Annotated in this window: 23 protein-coding genes; 7 read left to right on the forward strand and 16 right to left on the reverse strand. The window is 40.5% G+C overall.

All coding sequences use genetic code 11. From position 1 onward, the window contains the following. Positions 1-25: 25 nt before the first annotated feature. Both yqeH and QNN06_RS24115 read right to left on the reverse strand, forming a co-directional pair. Complete coding sequence (yqeH, locus tag QNN06_RS24110) at positions 26-1,132, reverse strand: ribosome biogenesis GTPase YqeH (protein ID WP_284036066.1); 1,107 nt, start codon at positions 1,130-1,132, stop codon at positions 26-28. Positions 1,133-1,135: 3 nt separating this feature from the next. Beyond that, complete coding sequence (locus QNN06_RS24115) at positions 1,136-1,651, reverse strand: YqeG family HAD IIIA-type phosphatase (protein ID WP_213120102.1); 516 nt, start codon at positions 1,649-1,651, stop codon at positions 1,136-1,138. 488 nt (positions 1,652-2,139) lie between these two features. On the opposite strand from QNN06_RS24115, the gene sda reads away from it, so the two are divergent. Beyond that, positions 2,140-2,280 carry a sporulation histidine kinase inhibitor Sda gene (gene sda, locus QNN06_RS24120; RefSeq protein WP_213120101.1) on the forward strand — a complete coding sequence of 47 codons (141 nt, stop codon included), beginning with the start codon at positions 2,140-2,142 and terminating at the stop codon, positions 2,278-2,280. Positions 2,281-2,342: 62 nt separating this feature from the next. Here the strand turns inward: sda and QNN06_RS24125 are convergent, their stop codons facing one another. Then, the gene (locus QNN06_RS24125; protein ID WP_213120100.1) at positions 2,343-3,125 is read right to left on the reverse strand and encodes a phosphatidylserine decarboxylase; all 783 of its coding nucleotides are present in this window, start codon (positions 3,123-3,125) and stop codon (positions 2,343-2,345) included. A gap of 131 nt (positions 3,126-3,256) precedes the next feature. Here QNN06_RS24125 and pssA point away from each other — a divergent pair, with 131 nt between their 5' ends. Both pssA and sigK read left to right on the forward strand, forming a co-directional pair. Continuing rightward, positions 3,257-3,796, forward strand: coding sequence for a CDP-diacylglycerol--serine O-phosphatidyltransferase (pssA, locus tag QNN06_RS24130; RefSeq protein WP_213120099.1), 540 nt, complete (start codon positions 3,257-3,259; stop codon positions 3,794-3,796). 165 nt (positions 3,797-3,961) lie between these two features. Then, on the forward strand, positions 3,962-4,678 hold the full coding sequence (sigK, locus tag QNN06_RS24135) for an RNA polymerase sporulation sigma factor SigK (protein ID WP_213120098.1): 717 nt from the start codon (positions 3,962-3,964) through the stop codon (positions 4,676-4,678). A gap of 15 nt (positions 4,679-4,693) precedes the next feature. On the opposite strand, the gene QNN06_RS24140 is transcribed toward sigK, so the two are convergent. Then, a complete protein-coding gene (locus tag QNN06_RS24140) occupies positions 4,694-5,665 on the reverse strand; it encodes a F510_1955 family glycosylhydrolase (protein ID WP_217033738.1) in 972 nt (323 codons plus the stop codon). A 160-nt stretch (positions 5,666-5,825) separates the two neighbouring features. Between QNN06_RS24140 and QNN06_RS24145 the strand changes: the two genes are divergently transcribed. Together QNN06_RS24145 and QNN06_RS24150 are read left to right on the forward strand one after the other, a co-directional pair. Further along, on the forward strand, positions 5,826-5,993 hold the full coding sequence (locus tag QNN06_RS24145) for a hypothetical protein (protein ID WP_217033740.1): 168 nt from the start codon (positions 5,826-5,828) through the stop codon (positions 5,991-5,993). A 124-nt stretch (positions 5,994-6,117) separates the two neighbouring features. After that, complete coding sequence (locus tag QNN06_RS24150; RefSeq protein WP_284036067.1) at positions 6,118-7,917, forward strand: M3 family oligoendopeptidase; 1,800 nt, start codon at positions 6,118-6,120, stop codon at positions 7,915-7,917. A gap of 428 nt (positions 7,918-8,345) precedes the next feature. Here QNN06_RS24150 and QNN06_RS24155 read toward each other — a convergent pair whose 3' ends face one another. The 3 genes from QNN06_RS24155 to QNN06_RS24165 are packed head-to-tail and all read right to left on the reverse strand — an operon-like array spanning position 8,346 to position 8,842. Continuing rightward, positions 8,346-8,483 (reverse strand): YrzI family small protein, encoded by a 138-nt coding sequence (locus QNN06_RS24155; protein WP_213120094.1) that lies wholly within the window; start codon positions 8,481-8,483, stop codon positions 8,346-8,348. A gap of 40 nt (positions 8,484-8,523) precedes the next feature. Next, positions 8,524-8,664, reverse strand: a complete 141-nt coding sequence (locus QNN06_RS24160; protein ID WP_284036068.1) for a YrzI family small protein — start codon at positions 8,662-8,664, stop codon at positions 8,524-8,526. A 37-nt stretch (positions 8,665-8,701) separates the two neighbouring features. Beyond that, positions 8,702-8,842 (reverse strand): YrzI family small protein, encoded by a 141-nt coding sequence (locus QNN06_RS24165; RefSeq protein WP_213120092.1) that lies wholly within the window; start codon positions 8,840-8,842, stop codon positions 8,702-8,704. Positions 8,843-9,367: 525 nt separating this feature from the next. On the opposite strand from QNN06_RS24165, the gene QNN06_RS24170 reads away from it, so the two are divergent. Then, a complete protein-coding gene (locus QNN06_RS24170; RefSeq protein ID WP_213120091.1) occupies positions 9,368-9,628 on the forward strand; it encodes a YrhC family protein in 261 nt (86 codons plus the stop codon). 48 nt (positions 9,629-9,676) lie between these two features. Here QNN06_RS24170 and mtnN read toward each other — a convergent pair whose 3' ends face one another. After that, complete coding sequence (gene mtnN, locus QNN06_RS24175; RefSeq protein WP_213120090.1) at positions 9,677-10,369, reverse strand: 5'-methylthioadenosine/S-adenosylhomocysteine nucleosidase; 693 nt, start codon at positions 10,367-10,369, stop codon at positions 9,677-9,679. A gap of 186 nt (positions 10,370-10,555) precedes the next feature. Here mtnN and QNN06_RS24180 point away from each other — a divergent pair, with 186 nt between their 5' ends. Next, positions 10,556-10,759, forward strand: coding sequence for a YrzA family protein (locus QNN06_RS24180; protein WP_213120089.1), 204 nt, complete (start codon positions 10,556-10,558; stop codon positions 10,757-10,759). Positions 10,760-10,788: 29 nt separating this feature from the next. Here the strand turns inward: QNN06_RS24180 and QNN06_RS24185 are convergent, their stop codons facing one another. The 8 genes from QNN06_RS24185 to mltG all read right to left on the reverse strand — a co-directional run bounded on the left by QNN06_RS24185 (position 10,789) and on the right by mltG (position 19,135). Further along, entirely contained in the window at positions 10,789-11,457 is a 669-nt protein-coding gene (locus tag QNN06_RS24185) for a YrrS family protein (RefSeq protein ID WP_284036069.1), read from the reverse strand. A gap of 96 nt (positions 11,458-11,553) precedes the next feature. Continuing rightward, entirely contained in the window at positions 11,554-13,302 is a 1,749-nt protein-coding gene (locus QNN06_RS24190; protein WP_284036070.1) for a peptidoglycan D,D-transpeptidase FtsI family protein, read from the reverse strand. Positions 13,303-13,368: 66 nt separating this feature from the next. After that, a complete protein-coding gene (greA, locus tag QNN06_RS24195; RefSeq protein WP_213120086.1) occupies positions 13,369-13,845 on the reverse strand; it encodes a transcription elongation factor GreA in 477 nt (158 codons plus the stop codon). Between the two features lie 166 nt (positions 13,846-14,011). Continuing rightward, positions 14,012-14,647: a uridine kinase gene (udk, locus tag QNN06_RS24200; RefSeq protein ID WP_213120085.1), complete on the reverse strand. Its 636-nt coding sequence runs from the start codon at positions 14,645-14,647 to the stop codon at positions 14,012-14,014. A 1-nt stretch (position 14,648) separates the two neighbouring features. Beyond that, positions 14,649-15,917, reverse strand: a complete 1,269-nt coding sequence (locus QNN06_RS24205; protein WP_284036071.1) for a peptidase U32 family protein — start codon at positions 15,915-15,917, stop codon at positions 14,649-14,651. A gap of 152 nt (positions 15,918-16,069) precedes the next feature. Beyond that, complete coding sequence (locus QNN06_RS24210; protein WP_213120083.1) at positions 16,070-16,999, reverse strand: peptidase U32 family protein; 930 nt, start codon at positions 16,997-16,999, stop codon at positions 16,070-16,072. Between the two features lie 2 nt (positions 17,000-17,001). After that, positions 17,002-17,646: an O-methyltransferase gene (locus QNN06_RS24215; protein WP_213120082.1), complete on the reverse strand. Its 645-nt coding sequence runs from the start codon at positions 17,644-17,646 to the stop codon at positions 17,002-17,004. A 364-nt stretch (positions 17,647-18,010) separates the two neighbouring features. Then, a complete protein-coding gene (gene mltG, locus QNN06_RS24220) occupies positions 18,011-19,135 on the reverse strand; it encodes an endolytic transglycosylase MltG (protein ID WP_213120081.1) in 1,125 nt (374 codons plus the stop codon). Positions 19,136-19,151: the final 16 nt, after the last annotated feature.

Below are 19,151 nucleotides of genomic sequence, written 5' to 3' on the forward strand. Positions count from 1 at the left end.
ATTTCTCCCCACCCAGTATCACTTTTTATATTAATGATTTTCGTAATAATGCTTGGACACCTTTTGGAACATAGGCGATTACCTTTGCTCCTGGTTCATTGACAGTCACCCAGCCAAGACCGGAAAAAACAATATCTGTCTTGGCTTCTTTAATGAAAAACTCTTGTTTGACAAGCTCTGGAAATGTTTCCAATTGCTCTTGCCGAGGAGGAGTCAGCATTTCCCCTACATGGTTTTCATAAAGTTCAACGGCATTTTCGGTTTTTGTCCGATGGATGTTTAAATCGTTGGAAAGATAGCAAACAAATGATCTTCTGCCTCCGCTTACGTAATCGAACCGGGCCAGCCCGCCAAAAAATAATGTCTGCCCCTCATTCAATTGAAAAACCATCGGCTTGATTTCTTTTTTAGGCGTAATCACTTTTAAATCCCTTTTATCAACAAAATGCGCCATTTGATGGTGATTGATAATTCCTGGAGTATCCACTAATGATTTTCCGTCATCAAGCGGGATTTGGATAATATCTAACGTGGTGCCAGGAAAGTGAGAGGTCGTAATGATATCCCCTTCGCCGGTCACCTCTTTTATAATCCGATTGATAAAGGTAGATTTGCCAACATTCGTACAGCCGACTACATAGACGTCCTTTCCATTGCGGTATTCATCTATGGCAGCGGCTGTTTCTTTCATTGTCCAGCCCTTTGCCGCACTGACCAAAAATACCTCCTCCGGACGCAAACCTAGCTCTCGTGCTTCCTGCTTCATCCAGTGAATCAATTTATTATGTTTAACTGATTTCGGCAGCAAATCGACCTTGTTGCCAACGAGGAGCACTTTATTACCGCCGACAAATCGGTGCAGCCCAGGAAGCCAACTGCCGTTAAAGTCGAAAATATCGACTATCATGACAACCAACGCATCGGTTTTACCGATCCCATTTAATATTTTTAGAAAGTCATCATCTGTTAAACTGACATCCTGCACTTCATTATAATGCTTTAGACGAAAGCATCTTTGACAAATAATTGTTTCTTTTTCCAATGCGGAAGCGGGAGCATAACCTATTTTCTCAGGGTCTTCTGTCTGAACCTTTACTCCGCAGCCTATACATATATGTTGTAGGTCACTCACTAATTAATCCTCCCATGAAACCATTCCTTTTTTTCGAAACCAATTTAAAATCCGCCGTTCTGCAAAACGGTTAAATTTTGTGAAAAAGCCGTCTGTCTGTGCAACAGGTACCACCAAAATGGTATGAAAGCCGCTGCGATTTCCGCCGAGCACATCGGTTAACAGCTGATCGCCAATCACGACAGCCTCTTCTTTTTTAATGCCCATTTGTGAAATTGCTTTTTTAAAAGCCTTTGCAAGCGGCTTTCGGGCTTGAAAAATAAACGGAATATCGAGAGGATCTGCAAAGGCTCCTACCCGTTCTTTGTTATTGTTTGAAACAATTGTAACTAGAATATTTTGTTTTTTTAATTCCTCAAACCATTTAATTAATGCGGGAGTTGCGTTTGGACGGTCCCATTCCACCAATGTGTTATCCAAATCAGTAATAATTCCCTTTATGCCTCTGGATTTTAATTGTTCCGGAGATATCTCAAGAATGCTCTTCACGTGTTCATCAGGTAAAAATTGTTTTAGCACTAAGCGTACACCTCATTAAATTACTAATCTTTGGTGATGAAGCCAAGGATTTCCCTATTCTTGTACCATCATAACTAATTTTAACTTTGGTTTCAAAAGAAAAAGCAAAACCATTTTATCCTTAATCTTATTGTTCTTCAAATCCCGACAATACATGATATGTACGTATGCAAAATAGGCAGAATCATATCATATTTATTAAGAAAAAGGCTGTTTCATAAAAAAATAAAAATATTTTTCGACAAACATCTACTTTCCCAACATCTGTGGATAACGTTATTAACATTATACCCATTGAATCAAACACTTTTCATTGCTTTATAAACAAGCTAATCACAAGTTATCCACCTTATCCTGTGGATAATTAGAACGATTGTTCTACAGGAATAAATTTGGTAGATTTAGGGTACACCATCTGAACTTACTATATTATGTTCCCTTTTACAAAAATAGAACCATCAATTTATAAACCGGAGGTGGAATCAGACATGCGTAAACTTTCCGATGAATTACTGATTGAATCTTACTTTAAAGCAAGAGAATTAAACCTAAGCAGCGAATTTATTAACCTTATTGAGTCCGAAATTCGCCGTCGGTCCCTTTCTTTTAAAATAAAAAAATCATCATAATTAACTGCCCAACTGGGCTTTTCTTTTTGCCCAAAAACGGGCGCTATTTTTGGCTCCTCATTTTATTTTAATAAGGTACCAATTTTTTCGCCGACTTTAATATCTTTAGGAGTTTCTAGATCAGCAGCAGGCTCGAAGATGTTATGTTCAAACAGCAAAACCACTGTTGAACCAAAGGAAAAATAAGCCATTTCACCGCCTTTAGTTAACTCTGAACCCTCATGAATGGTTTCAATAGAATTGACAAACATAGCCCCAACCTTCACGATCGCCACATGCCCAAACTCTGTTTGAACTTCTGTAATGACACGGTAGTTTTTGGCTAGTGTACGAACTCCGTATTTTAGCCCGAGCTTATTAACAGGATAGGATTTTGAACCAAGCTTCCATTGTTTTGTAACCGTACCGCTTACTGGGCTGTGAATCCGGTGGTAGTGACTTGGGCTTAAGTATAGAATCATATATGTACCATTTAAATATTTTGGCAAAGCTCCTGCGTCCCCCAGCATTTCTTGTATGGAGTAGGTTTTTCCTTTTACGAGAATCTCACTATTCTGATTGATTTTCCCAACATCTTCAATGACTGCATCAACTGGACTCACCACTGAATCGGTTGCTTCATCTATTTTCCGGGCATCCTTTTTCAGCCTCCTGACAAATAGATCATGCAGGGTAGGGAACTCGTGCAGTTCTTTCTCCATCTCTCCTATATTGAGATGATAAACTCTTGCAAAGGAAGGGACAATGACGCGACTGGCACGGGACCTGGCAAATCTTTTTAAAAAGTGTGATGTCCACCTTCCATTCGTTAATTCAATAAATAATCGGTAAAAGGACTGTATCACTTGTATTACCCCCAAATAGTGTAAAAATACTCTTTACGAATAGACATAAAACCCTTAAAATTAAATATTATAAAGTAAACTGCGGAAATAATAAATTCCTTCGGCTTGAAGAAAGGAGTGGTAGGTAAAAAATGTTTTTATTGGATGTTATAGATCAAACCATCAAGAAATTAAAATCGCAAACTGCAAATGTCATCACTTTAGCCAATTTATCATTAGGTGGATTTGCCATCGTGTTTGGTCTACACGGGAATTTGCGATTAAGCTTACTACTCATTTTTATTGCGGCGCTGGCAGATCGATTTGATGGAATGATTGCCCGAAAATTTAATATTGAGTCAGAATTAGGTAAACAATTAGATTCCATGAGTGATATTATATCATTTGGAGTTGCCCCTGCACTATTACTATACCAAGGAATTTTAAATGAATTCGGCGGCCCCGGTTCATTTTTCACTGTATTTTATATTGGCTGCGGTGCCTTTCGTTTAGCTAGGTTTAATATTACAGAAAGCAACGGCTACTTTACTGGTCTGCCGATTACTGCTGCTGGCTGTTTGGCAACCTTAAGCTTTTTGGCGATACCATACTTGCCGTCACAAACGTTCTTATTTATTATTATCATTCTTTCATTCCTTATGGTTAGCACTTTTAAGCTTAGAAAAGTTTAAAAATTTTGATAAATATGACTTACTTGGTTTACGTGCCGGGTAGGTTTTTTTTTTATATTTTAAACAGTCCATCAAATAAAATTAACTGGACAGACACAATTTCCCGTTTTCTTCATAGGAATTAATAATAGGCTAAAGTCCAATAAAGATACGGGGTGGAAGTGAATGTCTGGAATCTTAACGGCTCTTGGCTATTTGGTTAAGGAATTTTTATTTCTTGTATCTTACGTAAAGAACAATGCCTTTCCTCAACCCCTATCCGCTGCAGATGAAAGAAAGTACCTGCGCTTGATGGCAGAAGGGGATTCCCATGCGCGAAATATGTTGATTGAACACAATTTGCGGCTGGTTGCCCATATCGTAAAAAAATTTGAAAATACCGGTGAGGATTCTGAGGATTTAATCTCGATTGGAACAATTGGGTTAATCAAAGCCATCGAGAGTTATTCAGAGGGTAAAGGAACAAAGCTGGCCACGTATGCTGCACGTTGTATAGAAAATGAAATTTTAATGCACCTTCGCGCTTTAAAGAAGACAAAAAAGGATGTTTCCCTGCACGACCCGATTGGCCAGGACAAAGAAGGGAATGAAATTTCCTTAATCGATGTCTTAAAATCAGAATCGGAAGATGTTATTGATACAATTCAGCTTAATATGGAACTTGAAAAAATCAAGAAATATATCGAGGTTTTAGACAGCCGGGAAAAAGAAGTGATTATCGGCCGCTTTGGCCTTGATTTGCAAAAAGAAAAAACCCAGCGTGAAATTGCCAAAGAGCTTGGCATCTCAAGAAGCTATGTATCTAGGATTGAAAAGCGGGCCCTGATGAAAATGTTCCATGAATTTTACCGAGCCGAGAAGGAAAAAAAGAAAAAAAACTAATAGCAAAAAGAGCAGCTACTCCTGCTCTTTTTCCCCTTTTAAAAATAAATTATTCCACGTTTTTCCCCCATCTGGGCTTTCATAAAGGTCATTTTTATAAGTAGTGAAGGCCATTTGATTTAGATTCTTTGGATTTACTGCTAAATATGTTATCGGATTATCGTAGTCCAAGAATGGAATGGCAACATTCGTTTGCTCGGCCGTTGCAGGATTTAAAGTTTTTAAAAGTATTTTGTCGTTTTCAACACTCGAGAATAAAAGAGAATCTCCGGCAAAAGTAAGAGCAGTAGCCATAAATGGCTCTGTCACAAGCTTCATCGTGTTTCCATTATCGGTGGAATAATAAATGCCTGACCGAGTAGACATGGCCATAATGTCGCCATTGACCGGGTGGACAGCCATCATTCCAAGCGAATCTGCTTGAAAATCTTTGAATTTACTAGGCTGCCAGGTTTGCCCGTTATCTTTAGAATAATTCACACCAGTATTTAATTGGTCCGTCTCTTGATCACTGATCAGATAAAGACCTTTACCCGAAAAACTTGAGGCCATGAAAACATAGTTACCTTTTCCATAAAAGGCCAGCTTTTTTAAGGTCTCCCCTTTATTATCGCTTTTAACAAGCCCAAGCGGATTTTTTAAACCTGTCCCTTTTTGCGGATGTCCGCTTGAGATAAAGCCATCTTCCACGGCCTGAAACCCCATATATTGATGACGGTTCGTTGTCGTTTCGAACCAATTTGCTTCCTTATATATTTTTAGACCATTACCCGCTGCTACGTAGAGAGCGTTGTCATTACCAGGATAACCAATCCCATAGATCCGGTTAACCTTTATCGATTTTGCTGCTGTAACATCAAACTTCGGTAGTGCGGTTTTTTGATCCTGTTCAGTCTTTTTAGATTCCTTCGTATTATTTGTGCAGCCAGCAGCAGCCAAAATAAACACGATTAAAATCGTAAAGTAAATTAACTTATGACCCTTCACTTCTATTCCTCCAAGCGAGAATATTAATTCTTATCACTTATAACTCAGCCTTAGTATCATTGTCAAATAATCAGTTTATAGACATTCTATCAGCAGGTGCCTATTCATGAAGGCATACAACCACATAGACTATAAAAAACAGGAAAAGGGGGGATGTTAGATGGCTTTTGGTTTCCCATACGCCCCCGCCGGCTTTGGTGCTCCCTATGCTGCATATTCAGCCCCTTGCGCACGGGGCAGCTGGATTTGGTTTGCAGTTGTGATTGTCCTCTTTATATTGCTGTTAATCTTCTTCGCCTGGTGGTGGTTTAGCTGTTTTTATTATTAAACTTTTTGTAGCTTATGCTTTTTTGGGCATAAGCTTTTTCTATTATTGTCTTGCCATTTTGATGGAATTTTTCGAAAAATAACAATATAATTAAGAACGTACATATAAAAAAGGAGGTCCAATTATGGCGGCGGTTACATATTCAGATGTTTGGAATCTTGATGTGTTTTTTAAAGGAGGAAGCGATTCCCCGGAATTGCAGAATCACCTGAAGGAAACGGAAGAATTGATTAACCTTTTCCAAACAAAAATAAATAACTGGACACCAAGCAACTCTGCCCAGGACAGTGAATTCTTGCAAGAGGTGCTTCGTGATTTTGAGAAAACTGGAAAAAAACTTCGTCAGGCAGGTGCATTTATCGGATGCCTGCTGGCACAAAATACTGAGGATAAAAAGGCCTACGCACTTGATTCACAAGTTACCGGATTAAGTGCAGCCTTCCAAACAGTGCTTGGAGCTTTTCACAACCTGCTGACATCAATAGACGATAAAGTATGGGATAACATTATATCGCTAGCTTCTTTAAAGGAGCTTGGCTTTATTTTATCGGAATGGCGTGAACGGGCTAAAGAGAAGCTTTCAAAAGAAGAGGAAGCACTCATTAACGCCCTTGGTGTCGACGGCTATCACAGCTGGGGGCAATTATATGACTTAATTGTTAGCAAAATCAAAGTTCCATTTACCGAAAATGGTGAGGAAAAACAGCTGTCTGTCGGCCAGGCTTTCAATAAATTCTCCAACCCTGATAGAGAAATCCGACAAGCGGTTTTTGAAAACTGGGAGAAGGCATGGGGCGATCAGGCAGACTTATTGGCAAAAACCTTAAATCATCTCTCCGGATTCCGATTAAATGTATACAAAAAACGGGGCTGGGATGAGGTGTTAAAGGAACCTCTCAGCATCAACCGGATGAAAAAAGAGACGCTTGATACCATGTGGGCGGTCATCACAGAAAACAAAGAAAAACTAGTGAAATATTTAGAGAGGAAGGCACAGCTTCTCGGCTTGGAAAAATTAAGTTGGTTTGACCTTGATGCCCCATATGGCACAACAGAATCCAAACTATCTTATCAGGAAGGCGCCCAATTTATTGAAGAAAACTTTGCAAAGTTCGGCGAAAAGCTTTCAGCATTTGCCAAAATGGCATTTGAGGAGCAGTGGATTGAAGCAGCAGACCGGCCTGGCAAAGCACCGGGCGGATTCTGTACCTATCTGCCAGAGAGCGAACAGTCCCGCATTTTCATGACGTACTCAGGCACGCCGTCAAATGTCTCCACATTAGCCCATGAGCTTGGACACGGCTTCCATACGTACGCAATGAGAGGCGTCCCGCACATCAACCGCTTATATGCGATGAACGTGGCGGAAACTGCCTCCACGTTTGCTGAGATGATTGTGGCCGACGCTTCTGTTAAGAGCGCGAAAAATGAGGAAGAAAAGCTGGTTCTCCTTGATGATAAGATTCAAAGAACCGTTGCCCTGTTGATGAACATCCATGCCCGCTTCCTGTTTGAAACCCGTTTTTACGAAGAAAGAAAGCAGGGACCTATTTCTGTTGAACGGTTAAATGAGGTAATGTTAGAGGCACAAAGGGAAGCGTACTGTGATGCCCTTGAGGAGTATCATCCGTTATTCTGGGCTTCCAAACTGCACTTTTTTATTACAGGTGTTCCGTTCTATAACTTCCCTTATACATTTGGGTATCTTTTCTCATTGGGGATCTATGCACAGGCACTTGCAGAAGGGAAAGGCTACGAAGAAAAATACATTGCCTTGCTGCGTGATACTGCATCCATGACAGTGGAAGACCTTGCAGCGAAACATCTTCAGGTAAACCTGACAGAAAAGGATTTCTGGGAAAAAGCTGTAGGTATTTGTTTGGAAGACATCGATGAATTCTTAGAGCTGACTGAAGGAAAATAATTAGCATTATAAAAGCATCGGCCAATTGGCCGATGCTTCTTTGTTATTCAACAACACTGATCTCAGCAGAGATTACACAGCCAATTGCGCCCGTAATAACGAAGGCTATTGCCACCATGAACATCTTCCCCACCCCTTAATGGATACTGCTTTCTTACCTTCAATTTATCATATTTTCACAGTATCTAACTTCGGGAAATGTGAACATTATGTTAAAAACGTCAATCCTAAACTGAAATTATGATTCCTTTTTATTAGACTTAAAAATAAGCGACAAAAGCAAAATATGCAGCGGCATACCGACTACCTCCCTATCCGAATTTCCTTGGCTAAGTGGTATCTTTCAAATCCCAGAAATAAGCTCCTCTTCCTTGCATTAAATAAATCATTATAAAAACCACCTTTCATTATTTTAATTTTGTTCCCACTTACATACGGTACATAGATATTTGCCGGTCTTTGTTTTCTTCGTAAAGCTTGTTAATCCTTTCTTGGTTAAGAGCTTCATCAAAGCTTTCTTTTCTTTTTGAAATCGTAATCGTTAAAAACAATATATTCAGGGTCATGATTTATCACTTCCTTTAGTAAAAACCCTTTAAATTTCCTTTACCTTAACATGTGCATTGAAACCTGACGGTCCTTATTCTGCTCATATAACCGTTCAACCATCTCCTGCTGGACAGCCTCTTCTAGACTAAATTCTCTTTTTTTGAATGTAACAGTTACAAAAAATAGATTTAAAGTCATTTTCATTCACCTTCCTTTCTGCAGCCTAAATTCTTCATTACATGAAATGATGCATGGAAATTTGGCGGTCTCTGTTTTGCTCATATAGTTTTTCAACCATTTCCTGCTGAGCGGCTTCCTGCAATGTTACTTTTCTTTTTCGAATAGTGATGGTGAAGAATAAAATATTCAGTGTCATACATGATCACCTCCTTATAAAGTTATTTCTGTTAGTCCAACAACATTTTTAATTTATGCAATACATTTCCAATCGGCTCGTAAAAAGGGCACAAAAAGGCCGCAAGAAGATAGTTCCTTGCGGCCATTCCTGAAAAAAAGGGCACAAAAATACCGCAAGGCGTCATTCTCCCTGCGGCATGGATATGTAGATGCAAATTAACACACTAAGCAATCCATTCCAATCTGGTCGAATGCATGATATTCAAATATTCAGTTTTAGCCATTGCTTTCAGGACACAACTCGTTACATTAATCGTTAATAACATTACCTTCGACCTCCTTTTTGGAATTTTTTACTTGCTACGGTAATTATATCCACTTACAGGTTTTTTGTAAACCACTTTTTAGAAATTTATTTCAAAAATAGTCAAATGCCCCAAGATATTAAGTGTTAGGCATCTTTTCAAGAATTTACTTACTGTTTATCGGAAATTTGTATGGTAAAGTGGTTTAGTAGATTTATTAAAGAAGGGGTGAATCAGCTGTGAAACAGAAAACGCGGAGTCTTTATGAGAAGATGGTTGATTTTAAGCGGTTCGGAACTGTTTTATTGGCTGTGGGAATCTTTTTCTTTATTGGTGTCATTATTCCGTCCGATACAAAATCGGATATGGACCTAAATATATTCATTCTTTCCTCTATGTCCTTCCTAGCTGGATCGGTACTTTTCTTTACTTTTTCCAAACAATGCGAAATGAAATTGCAAGAGATAGAGGAAGGACAGGATTATTACTCGAAGAAATAAGCGCCTCTGCTGTGAATGAGGCGCTTTTTTGTTAATCAAGGACTGTACTTATAAAGCCTTTACCATTTTCATAACTAAGGTTGCCGAATTCGTGGCTGCTTTATCAATAAACTGATCAAAGGAAATTTCTGACTCTTTCCCGGCAATATCCGAAAGGGAACGAATAATCACAAATGGAACACCAAACCGAAAGGCCACCTGTGCGATCGCCGCTGCTTCCATTTCCACTGCCTGTAGATTTTTAAATTTCCCGCGGATAAATTCCACTTTTTTAGGGTCCTCCATAAAGGAATCACCTGTTGCAATTAAGCCTCTAACAATCTGAAAATTTTCCAACTCCTCTGCTGCTGCTTCGGCAATCGACATTAACTTTTCATCTGCCAAGAAAGCTGCCGGCAGCTGGGGTACCTGGCCATATTCATAATCAAAAGCCGTTACATCAACGTCGTGGTGGCGCACCTCTGTTGAAATGACTGCATCTCCCACATTCAGGTCTGGATTTAAACCGCCGGCAGAACCAGTGTTGATGATGCAATCTGGCTTATATTTATCCAATAGAATGGTTGTAGACATGGCGGCATTTACCTTACCAATTCCTGAACGTAACAGGATGACATCCTTGCCGTGCATTTTCCCAAAGGTAAATTCACAGCCAGCTACTTCTTCTGTTGTTTGTCCTTCAATATGGTCTCTTAGTAAGGTTACTTCCTCTTCCATTGCACCAATGATAGCAATCTTCATATGTACAAACCTCTCTCCTAAAAGCTTTTGCTTTATTTTTCGCTTAAACGATTGTTTTATTATTTTTCTTCAAATTGGTACATCGTATCAAACATCATTGTACCTTTTTTGCTGACAGCTTGCTATCATATTATTGATTTAGAATAAATATTTCATTAGAATTATGCATGGAAGGAGGTTGTATAGATGAATTTTCAACTTGATTTTATTGAAGATAAAGTGGAGTTTTTTGAAGCCGGAGATTTAAAAACGCTGGAAAAGAAAATCGCGAACCAAATCGAGGTCAACAAAGGAATCCTGCTGGGGGTCCACTCCGTTTCCCATCAAGTACATGTGAATGAAAAAGGACAAACTTACTTTTCGGCAGTGGTCCATTTTAAAAAGAAATAGGATGGAACCGGTTAGGCCCATCCTACTCACTATTGCTGGATCTCAGCTAATTCTTCAACCCTTGTCGGCATCCAGCCTTCGCCATCAACCCACTTGATATATACATTGTATTTCAGCTGTTTATCCTTGGATGCAACTGTAGCAATGGATGCATTAGTAGTGGTTTTATCCCGGCCGAGCCAGTAAACCGTCATATTGCCAGAATCCAGCCCAGTTGCATAGGAGACGGCTTTCAACATTTCTTGCCAATCAACTGAAGATTGATCGTAGACAGCTGTATGTTCCCCTGTCTGTGTTGTTCCTACTGGCTTCCATGTTGGATTTTCAATAGTTTTTACCACATTAGGAGAAGTCCCTCCATCAGAAACAACCGCCTGTGAATCATCAGCTTTTTCTGATGCTGTGGCTTCCTCGCTTTGTTTTTCATCTTCCTCTTTTGCTGCTTTATCTTCTGAAAACTTTTCCTTTTTCTTGGTCTCTTCAGCTTTTTTTTCTTTAGGTGCAGCCTGTTTTTGTTCTTGTTTCGGCGTTTCCTGTTTAGTCACAGCATTCTCATCGCTTCCGGAAGCAAATATATTATAAGCTACCAAAATAATTAAGGCCAGGACAATGATAATTAAACTATTTAAGACAATATTCGTTTTTTTTCTTTTGGCACGGTAAGTAGAACGTGAATTTTGCTTGAAATCACTATTCAAAAATAATCCCTCCTAAAAAAATTAGGCTCTGAATATTTTAACATGATTTCAAAAGAACTTGAAGGAATTTCCTCAATTTAGCAGTGAATTAAGCCATTAATCCTGCTCGGATAGCATTTTCACCATGTCGGCAAATAATAAATTAACCCCGCCTTCATTTTCTGTCACATCCAAATTAACCGTTACTAGTGCATATTTTGGATTCTGATAGGGAAAATAGCCTGCAAACCACTTATTATGAAGCTGCTTGCCATCCTCATATTTACCCGTTTCAGCTGTACCAGATTTTCCGGCCACCTCATATGGAAGTTCCTTAAACCAGCGGCCTGTCCCATTCGGGTTCAATACGACCTCTCTCAGCAATTTTTGTAGTTTCATCGCCGTATATGGGGAAATGGAATCCCCTTTAAGCGGCTGTTCTGGAAAATTCACCATCGTAGTTCCGTTCTTGTACTCTATTTTTGAAACGGTGCGGACTGATTCTTTTTTGCCGCCCCTGGCGATGCTCGCCATCATATTGGCAACAGCCAGCGGAGTTGCCCTGACCTCATTCTGGCCAATTCCAGACATCGCTGCAAAGTTCGGATCCTTTCTTGCCTCATCGGACAAAAAGACCCTGCCCTTGTCTTCATTATCAAACTGTTTGAAATCACTTGTATGATAAACGTCTCCCTGCCAGCCGACAGAACCCGTTAAAGACAATTTCTCTGCGTATTGTTCCAAAAGATTCGGGTCGATCTTTTGCAGCTCCTTCGCCAGTTCACCAAAGGTGCGATTACAACTTCTGGCAAAACTGTCCGTAAAATTTAACATGCCATAATCGTATTTTAATTCTGGCTTGCCATTGATTTTTTTACTGCAGTCAAACAGTCTGTTTGGATCATCAAGATTATGGTCGATTGCGGCCGCTGCAACAACTGTTTTAAAAACAGAACCCATGATTTGCTGCTTCAGCATCCTGTTAGCAATGCCGGTCCCATTGTAAGGATCCTTCTTATTGACTTCCGGCCTTGAAACCATGGCGAGCACACTGTTATCCTCGATATTCAGGAGGACCAGTCCACCTTTTTTGATTTGATACTTATCAACCAAATCCTCGGCTTTTTGCTGCATTGTTTTATCAATCGTTGTCCGAACATTGACAGGGTAAAAAGGATTAGCCGGGTCAACATACTTAACGTTTATGCCAAATAAAGGCGCCCCGCCCCCGTCTACGTGGTAGACAAGTTTCGATTTCCCTTCAGGAAGTAGGAATTCATCAAAGCTTTCCTCAAGCCCCGAAACACCTATTAAGGTTTTCTCGGACAGCTCTTTATTAGGATAGCGCTTTTTCAATTCGGCTGCATTTTCTCCTGTCAGTCCAAGCAATTGTTCTGCCGGTACATTGGCCCGTTCAAATTTCTTCTCTATCGCAAATACACCGGGTATGTTTAACGCGTTGATTCTTTCCATCTGTGAAGGTGTCAATTCTATTGGGGCCGGGTCACCATAGGCAAATGGTTTTTTCGCTGAGTCCACCGCATTTTTCAGAGCAATTTCCGATATGCCTGAGATGTCGGACACCTTTTTGATATCCCAGTCTAGCTTTTTTAAGAATGGAAATAACACAAGTACACTGACTTTTTTATGTGTCAGCATGGTGCCGTTTCGGTCCAGAAAGTTCCCCCTGCCATTATCAATCACCAGTTCCTGCGTCCTCTGCTGGACGCTGTCTTCAAGCAAATTCACATTATGCTTGGAAAAGGTTTCCGTCTCAAACAATTGAATCTGCATAAGTCGCCCCATTAAAAGCATAAAGCAAACGATACAAATTATAAGCCAGCCTTTTGCTCTTCTTCTCCACATAAAAAACACCTCGTCAAAAGTTTTGACGAGGTTTAGCGTTTTCAAACTATTCAGGCTGATTTTTCCTTATTTTATACTAACAATGCGGACACTCATCTCGCCGCCAGGGGTTTGGACAGATACTTGGTCCCCTACCTTTTTGCCCATTAAGCTTTTGGCAATTGGAGAATCGTTAGAAATTTTCCCTTCAAACGGATCTGCCTCTGCACTACCGACGATGGTATAGGTTTCTTCCTCTCCATCCGGAAGCTCGACAAATGTTACTGAGCTGCCAAGTGACACAGTATCGCCAGCTAATTCGCCTTCGCTAATAATTTTAGCATTACGGACCATATTTTCTAATGTAGTGATTCTGCCTTCAACGAATGCTTGTTCTTCCTTGGCAGAATCGTACTCGGAGTTTTCAGATAAATCACCAAAACTTCTGGCGATTTTAATTCTTTCTACTACCTCTTTACGCTTAACCGTTTTTAAATATTCAAGTTCCTGTTCTAATTTTTCTTTTCCTGCCTGTGTCATTGGAAAAACTTTTTCTGCAGCCAAAACCCTCACTCCTTCTAGTCTCACAACCCCCATAGATTGTGTATGTATGGTATGTAAACATTATGCCGATTGGCAAAAAATTGATAGCAGCGCGTCCTATTACAGGGCGCGCAGCAATTATTCATCCATTTTGTGGACATTTTTAGGATTATCACTTGCTATTGTTTCATAAAAATGACTTTTGTTCAAGAATTGTTTGAATTTTTGTGACCATTAAATCAATCGCCACATGATTATGCCCGCCTTCAGGAATAATGATATCTGCATAGCGCTTGGTCGGCTCAATAAATTGGTTATGCATCGGGCGGACAACATTGACATATTGGTCTATAACCGAATCAAGTGTACGCCCGCGTTCTTGAATATCGCGCTGGAGGCGGCGGATAATGCGAAGATCCGCATCGGTATCGACGAATAATTTAATATCCATTAAATCGCGGAGACGCTCGTCCTCAAGAACCAAAATTCCCTCTAAAATGATAACATCCTTCGGCGCTACATCAATCACCTGGTCAGAGCGTGTATGAATGGAATAATCATATACCGGCTTTTCAATCGGCTCATACCTCAAGAGCTGTTCGATATGCTCGATAAGTAAATCCGTATCGAAGGCAAGTGGATGATCATAATTCGTTTTTAACCGCTCCTCAAACGGCAGATGGCTTTGGTCTTTATAATAATAATCCTGTTCAAGCATTAAAATCGAGTGACCCTTAAAGCTTTCATATATCGCTTTTGACACACTCGTTTTACCGGAGCCTGACCCTCCGGCAACACCGATCACAACCGGCCTATGCATCATGCTAGTTCTCCTTTCGCATCATGTTGTTAGGATAAACCGGTTTGTCCATTTTAAATCGTACAATTTGAAGCGGATGTCTTGCCGCATCCAGTTCATTTCCTTTTTCATCCCAAATCTTATCGATTACATGGGTAAAGTTCTCAATTTCCGGTCCGAAGAATTCAACTTCATCACCAGGTTTGAAGTGATTACGCTGCTGCAGGGTAACCATTTGCGTTTCATTGTCATAATCCAAGACAAGACCGACAAATTCAAAACTAGTCTTTTTGCTATGATTACCAAACATTTGCTCTTTATACCCAGGAACACCCTCGAAAAAGGCCGTAGCTGTTTCGCGGTTGGCACATTTATCCAGCTCGTCAAGCCATTCCTTTTTAATTACAAAATGATCAGGGTCTGCACAATAAGCATCAATTACTTTACGATAAACACTTACCACTGTTGCAATGTAGTGAATGGACTTCATCCGTCCTTCAATTTTCAAGCTGTCGATGCCAATCTCAATCATTTTCGGAATGGACTGAATTAGGTTTAAATCCTTTGGGCTCATTGCAAACGGAGAATCCCCCTCGGCAAAAAGCGCATTTTCATCCACGCCCTCTAACTGATACAGGTCATAATCCCAGCGGCATGATTGGCAGCAGCCGCCGCGGTTGGAATCGCGGGCTGTCATGTGATTGGAGAGCGTACATCGGCCGGAATAAGCGATACACATCGCTCCATGAATGAAGGTTTCAATTTCAATATCCACCTTCTCTTTCATTTCACGGATTTCTTCCGCACTTGTTTCCCGCGCCAATACGACACGCTCAAGTCCCTCTTCCTTCCAAAATTGAATGGCCTTCCAGTTTGAAAGAGATTGCTGTGTGCTTAAATGTACTTCAATTTCCGGTGCCAGCCTGCGGCAGGTTTCAATAATCAGCGGGTCTGCCACGATGATTCCGGCAATTCCCGCCTCTTTTAGTCCAAGTATATATTCTTCCAGTCCGGGAATATTTTCATTATGGGCATAAATATTAGTGGTTACATAAATTTTAGCCCCGTACTTTTTTGCAAACTCTACGCCTTCTTTGATTTCTTCCATCGAGAAATTATCGGCATTGGAGCGCAGTCCATATTCCTGGCCTCCGATAAACACGGCATCAGCACCGTACTGGACAGCAATTTTTAACTTTTCGAGATTGCCTGCAGGAGCTAGGAGTTCCGGCTTTTTGACAATGACGCGTTTCCCATCAATAATCTCTGAAATCTTATCTTTCACAATACTCATGATTCGAACTCCTCCCTTTCTATAATTATTAAGCTATTTACTTTGAACAGTGTCCAGCTGCAGCGCCTAGGGGCTCGAAGGTCTACAGCCAATCCGTCAAGAAGGCTCGTCTTATGCCTGTCGCCCCAGATCAAGGCGCTTCCGCATTTCGTTTAATAAACTGTTTCTTTGAAATAGAATCCTGTATCTAACGGACGATTGGCCGGCTGAATTTCCTCTACCGCTTCTAATAGCTCGTCCTTTTTGTCCTCATAATTGTCCGGGTCTTCAAAATATAGGTCAATCGCTTCGCGGTATAATTTTGTAACAGCTAGAATATATTCCGGGCTCTTTAGGATTCCATCAATTTTAAACGAATCCACTCCGGCCTCAAGCATATCCTGCAGCTCATCGATAATGCAGATATCGTTCGGACTCATAATATGAGTTCCATTTTCATCTTCAAAAATCGGGTATTTGTTCTCGCGCTCCTTGTCATGGAGGAACATATTCTTTTGCTGTTTGCGGTTTTCGATTTCCATGACTTTGCCTTGGTACTCAAAATAGTTGCCTAAAAGCGAACGCTTCGATTGAAACATGCAGCTCATTCCATGAACGAGAACTTCAATTTCAACCTCTGCTTGTTCCTTTATTTCCACGATTGAATCCATGTTAATTTCTCGGGCAAGGACAGCTCTTTTCGCTCCTTTTCTGCCCCAATAGTTACAAGTATACCAGTTGGTACCAGTTGTCTCGGTGCTCCAATGCAGCTTCATTTCCGGAGCTGTTTCTTTTGCAGCCATTAATACAGCCGGATCGCCAAATATAATAGCATCAGCCTTTGCATCAGATACAAAGCGAATATAATCGTTCAGCTCAGGAAGTTTATCATTATGAAAAATGGCATTCATAGCCACATATACTTTTTTTCCTTTTGAGTGAGCCAGTTCAATAGCCTTTTGCACGTCACTTCGAGTAAATTCCCCTGCAAGTCTCAAGCCGTAGCGCTGCTCCCCAACAACAAAGGCATCAGCCCCTGCCTCTGCCAATGGCAATATGTCATCAACAGAAATGGGAGTTACCAATAGTTCTGTCTTTTTCATTTTCATTCACCTCTTCGTTTACTGATCGCGACCCCATCACCGACTGGGAGAATAACCGTATCAAAATCCTTATGATTCATTAGCCAGCGGTTAAATTGGTCAATTTTTTTAACGAGGTTCCGCGTTCTTTTAGAATCTATTTCCGATTCTGCAACAAGTCCTTTAAACAGGACATTGTCTGTAATAATCAAGCCGTCAGCTTTTAAATATTTAGAATAAATTTCAAAAAATTTTTGATATTGCCCCTTAGCGGCATCAATAAAAATAACATCGTAAGGAGCATGGCCACTAACACGCTCTTCAACATCAAGTGCATCCCCTTCGATGAGAAAAATATTTTCATGGTAATCGGACCTAGCAATAAATTCTTTTGCCAATTGAATGCGCTCTTCATCCCGCTCAATCGTGATAATATTCGAATCTGGTAATGCAAAAGCTATTCTCAATGCAGAGTACCCAATGGCGGTGCCAACTTCAAGAATATTTTTGGCACCACGGATTCTTAGTATCTGAAGCATCGTTTCGATTCCGGCCAGCTCCATAATTGGAACATGATGCTCGTTAGCATAACTCTCCATTTCCATTAACAAAGAATGACGCTCCGGAATTAGACCTTCTATATAAGAATGCAGCTTTTCATTTAACAAGCTGCTTCACCTCAATCCTTTTTCGCTAATAAGAATGTATAAGTGCACTAAGGAGTGCTTCGTGAGCATTCGCATCGCAGCCCAAAAGCTGTGCTTTTGGGTGAACTACGCCTCATGAACCGCCTTAGGGCTCACCAATCGGCGAGTTTTCTTTAACTGCATTGTTGCCAAAATATGGCTCTTTAGACATAAAAAATAGCGTTCACAGAAAAACAACGAACCGCGCGATATTCATTCGGCTCATTGACACTGGCAGTTAACCGCCAAAAATAACCTGTGAGTGACGCTATAGATACCTTATGAAACACTTTAGTATTCTACCATAAAAAAAGAGGGAATGCGAACAATTCCCTCAGGTGACGTACTATTTTTTACTGGAAATATGCTTGGCTTTTTCCTTATTATGTTCTTCTAGCGTTTTGGTGAAAATAATCGTGCCGTCCGCTGTTGCCAGGAAATAATAATAATCCGTTTGTTCCGGTTCTAACGAAGCTTCGATGGAAGATTTTCCAGCATTAGCAATCGGGCCTGGTGGAAGTCCGGGATTTTTATACGTATTGTAAGGAGAATTTACTTCCAAATCCTTATAGACTACTCTGTCTTTATGTTTGCCTTGGGCATATAGAACGGTTGGATCCGTCTGCAGCGGCATCCCCTTTTCCATCCGATTATAAAAGACGCTGGAAATCTTTTTTCGGTCAGCTTTCTCCGTCGCCTCTTCCTCGACCAAGGATGCCATTGTAAGGAGCTGATGAACGGACAGCTTTTTATCTTTCGCCTCATCTGTGTAATCAGCTAGAACTTCTCTCGTTTTATCAAGCATGGCTGTAACCATTTCCTCAACAGATGGATTCGGTTTAAAGAATGGATAGGTGGCTGGATATAAATACCCCTCTAGCGGGTACATGATTGAAGGGTTCAAGATTTCATTCGTTAAAATATCCGGGTATTTTGCCATTAATGTTTTTATAAATTCTTTATCATTCAATTTGGCAAGTACCTGTGCTTCATCCTGATTTGTTGCCTTCGCCATAATGGCGGCAATTTCCTTCAGCTGCTTTCCTTCCGGTATCGCAATTTTAAACGATGCCTTGGCAAGGACCTTGCCTGTTTTCAAGCGGCTGACAATTTCAGGAACATCCATGGAAGGACTTAATTGATAGTCCCCCGCCATAAAGCCGCCTTCATTTTTGAGCTTTACATAATATTTGAACACCTTGGCATCCTTAATGATCCCGTTTTGCTCAAGCCTTTCACCTATCCCAGTTACTGAGGAGCCAATCGGAATTTCCACATTTTTCTGCACCTTGCTATTAGAATCTACAGGTTTTAGTGCTGATTGTATATAGAGGTATCCCCCGCCGCCAATGAGGACGATGGTGACCGCCAATATAATCGTAATAATTAAAACAATTCTTCTGACGATTCGCGCTTCACTTTGATGTTCGAGCATTTTTTGCCGAATTACATGTTTCTTGTCTTCTGTCATCTAATTTCCCCCTCCC

The organism is Neobacillus sp. 114 (genome assembly GCF_030127045.1).
Classification (GTDB): Bacteria; Bacillota; Bacilli; order Bacillales; family Cytobacillaceae; genus Neobacillus; species Neobacillus rhizophilus.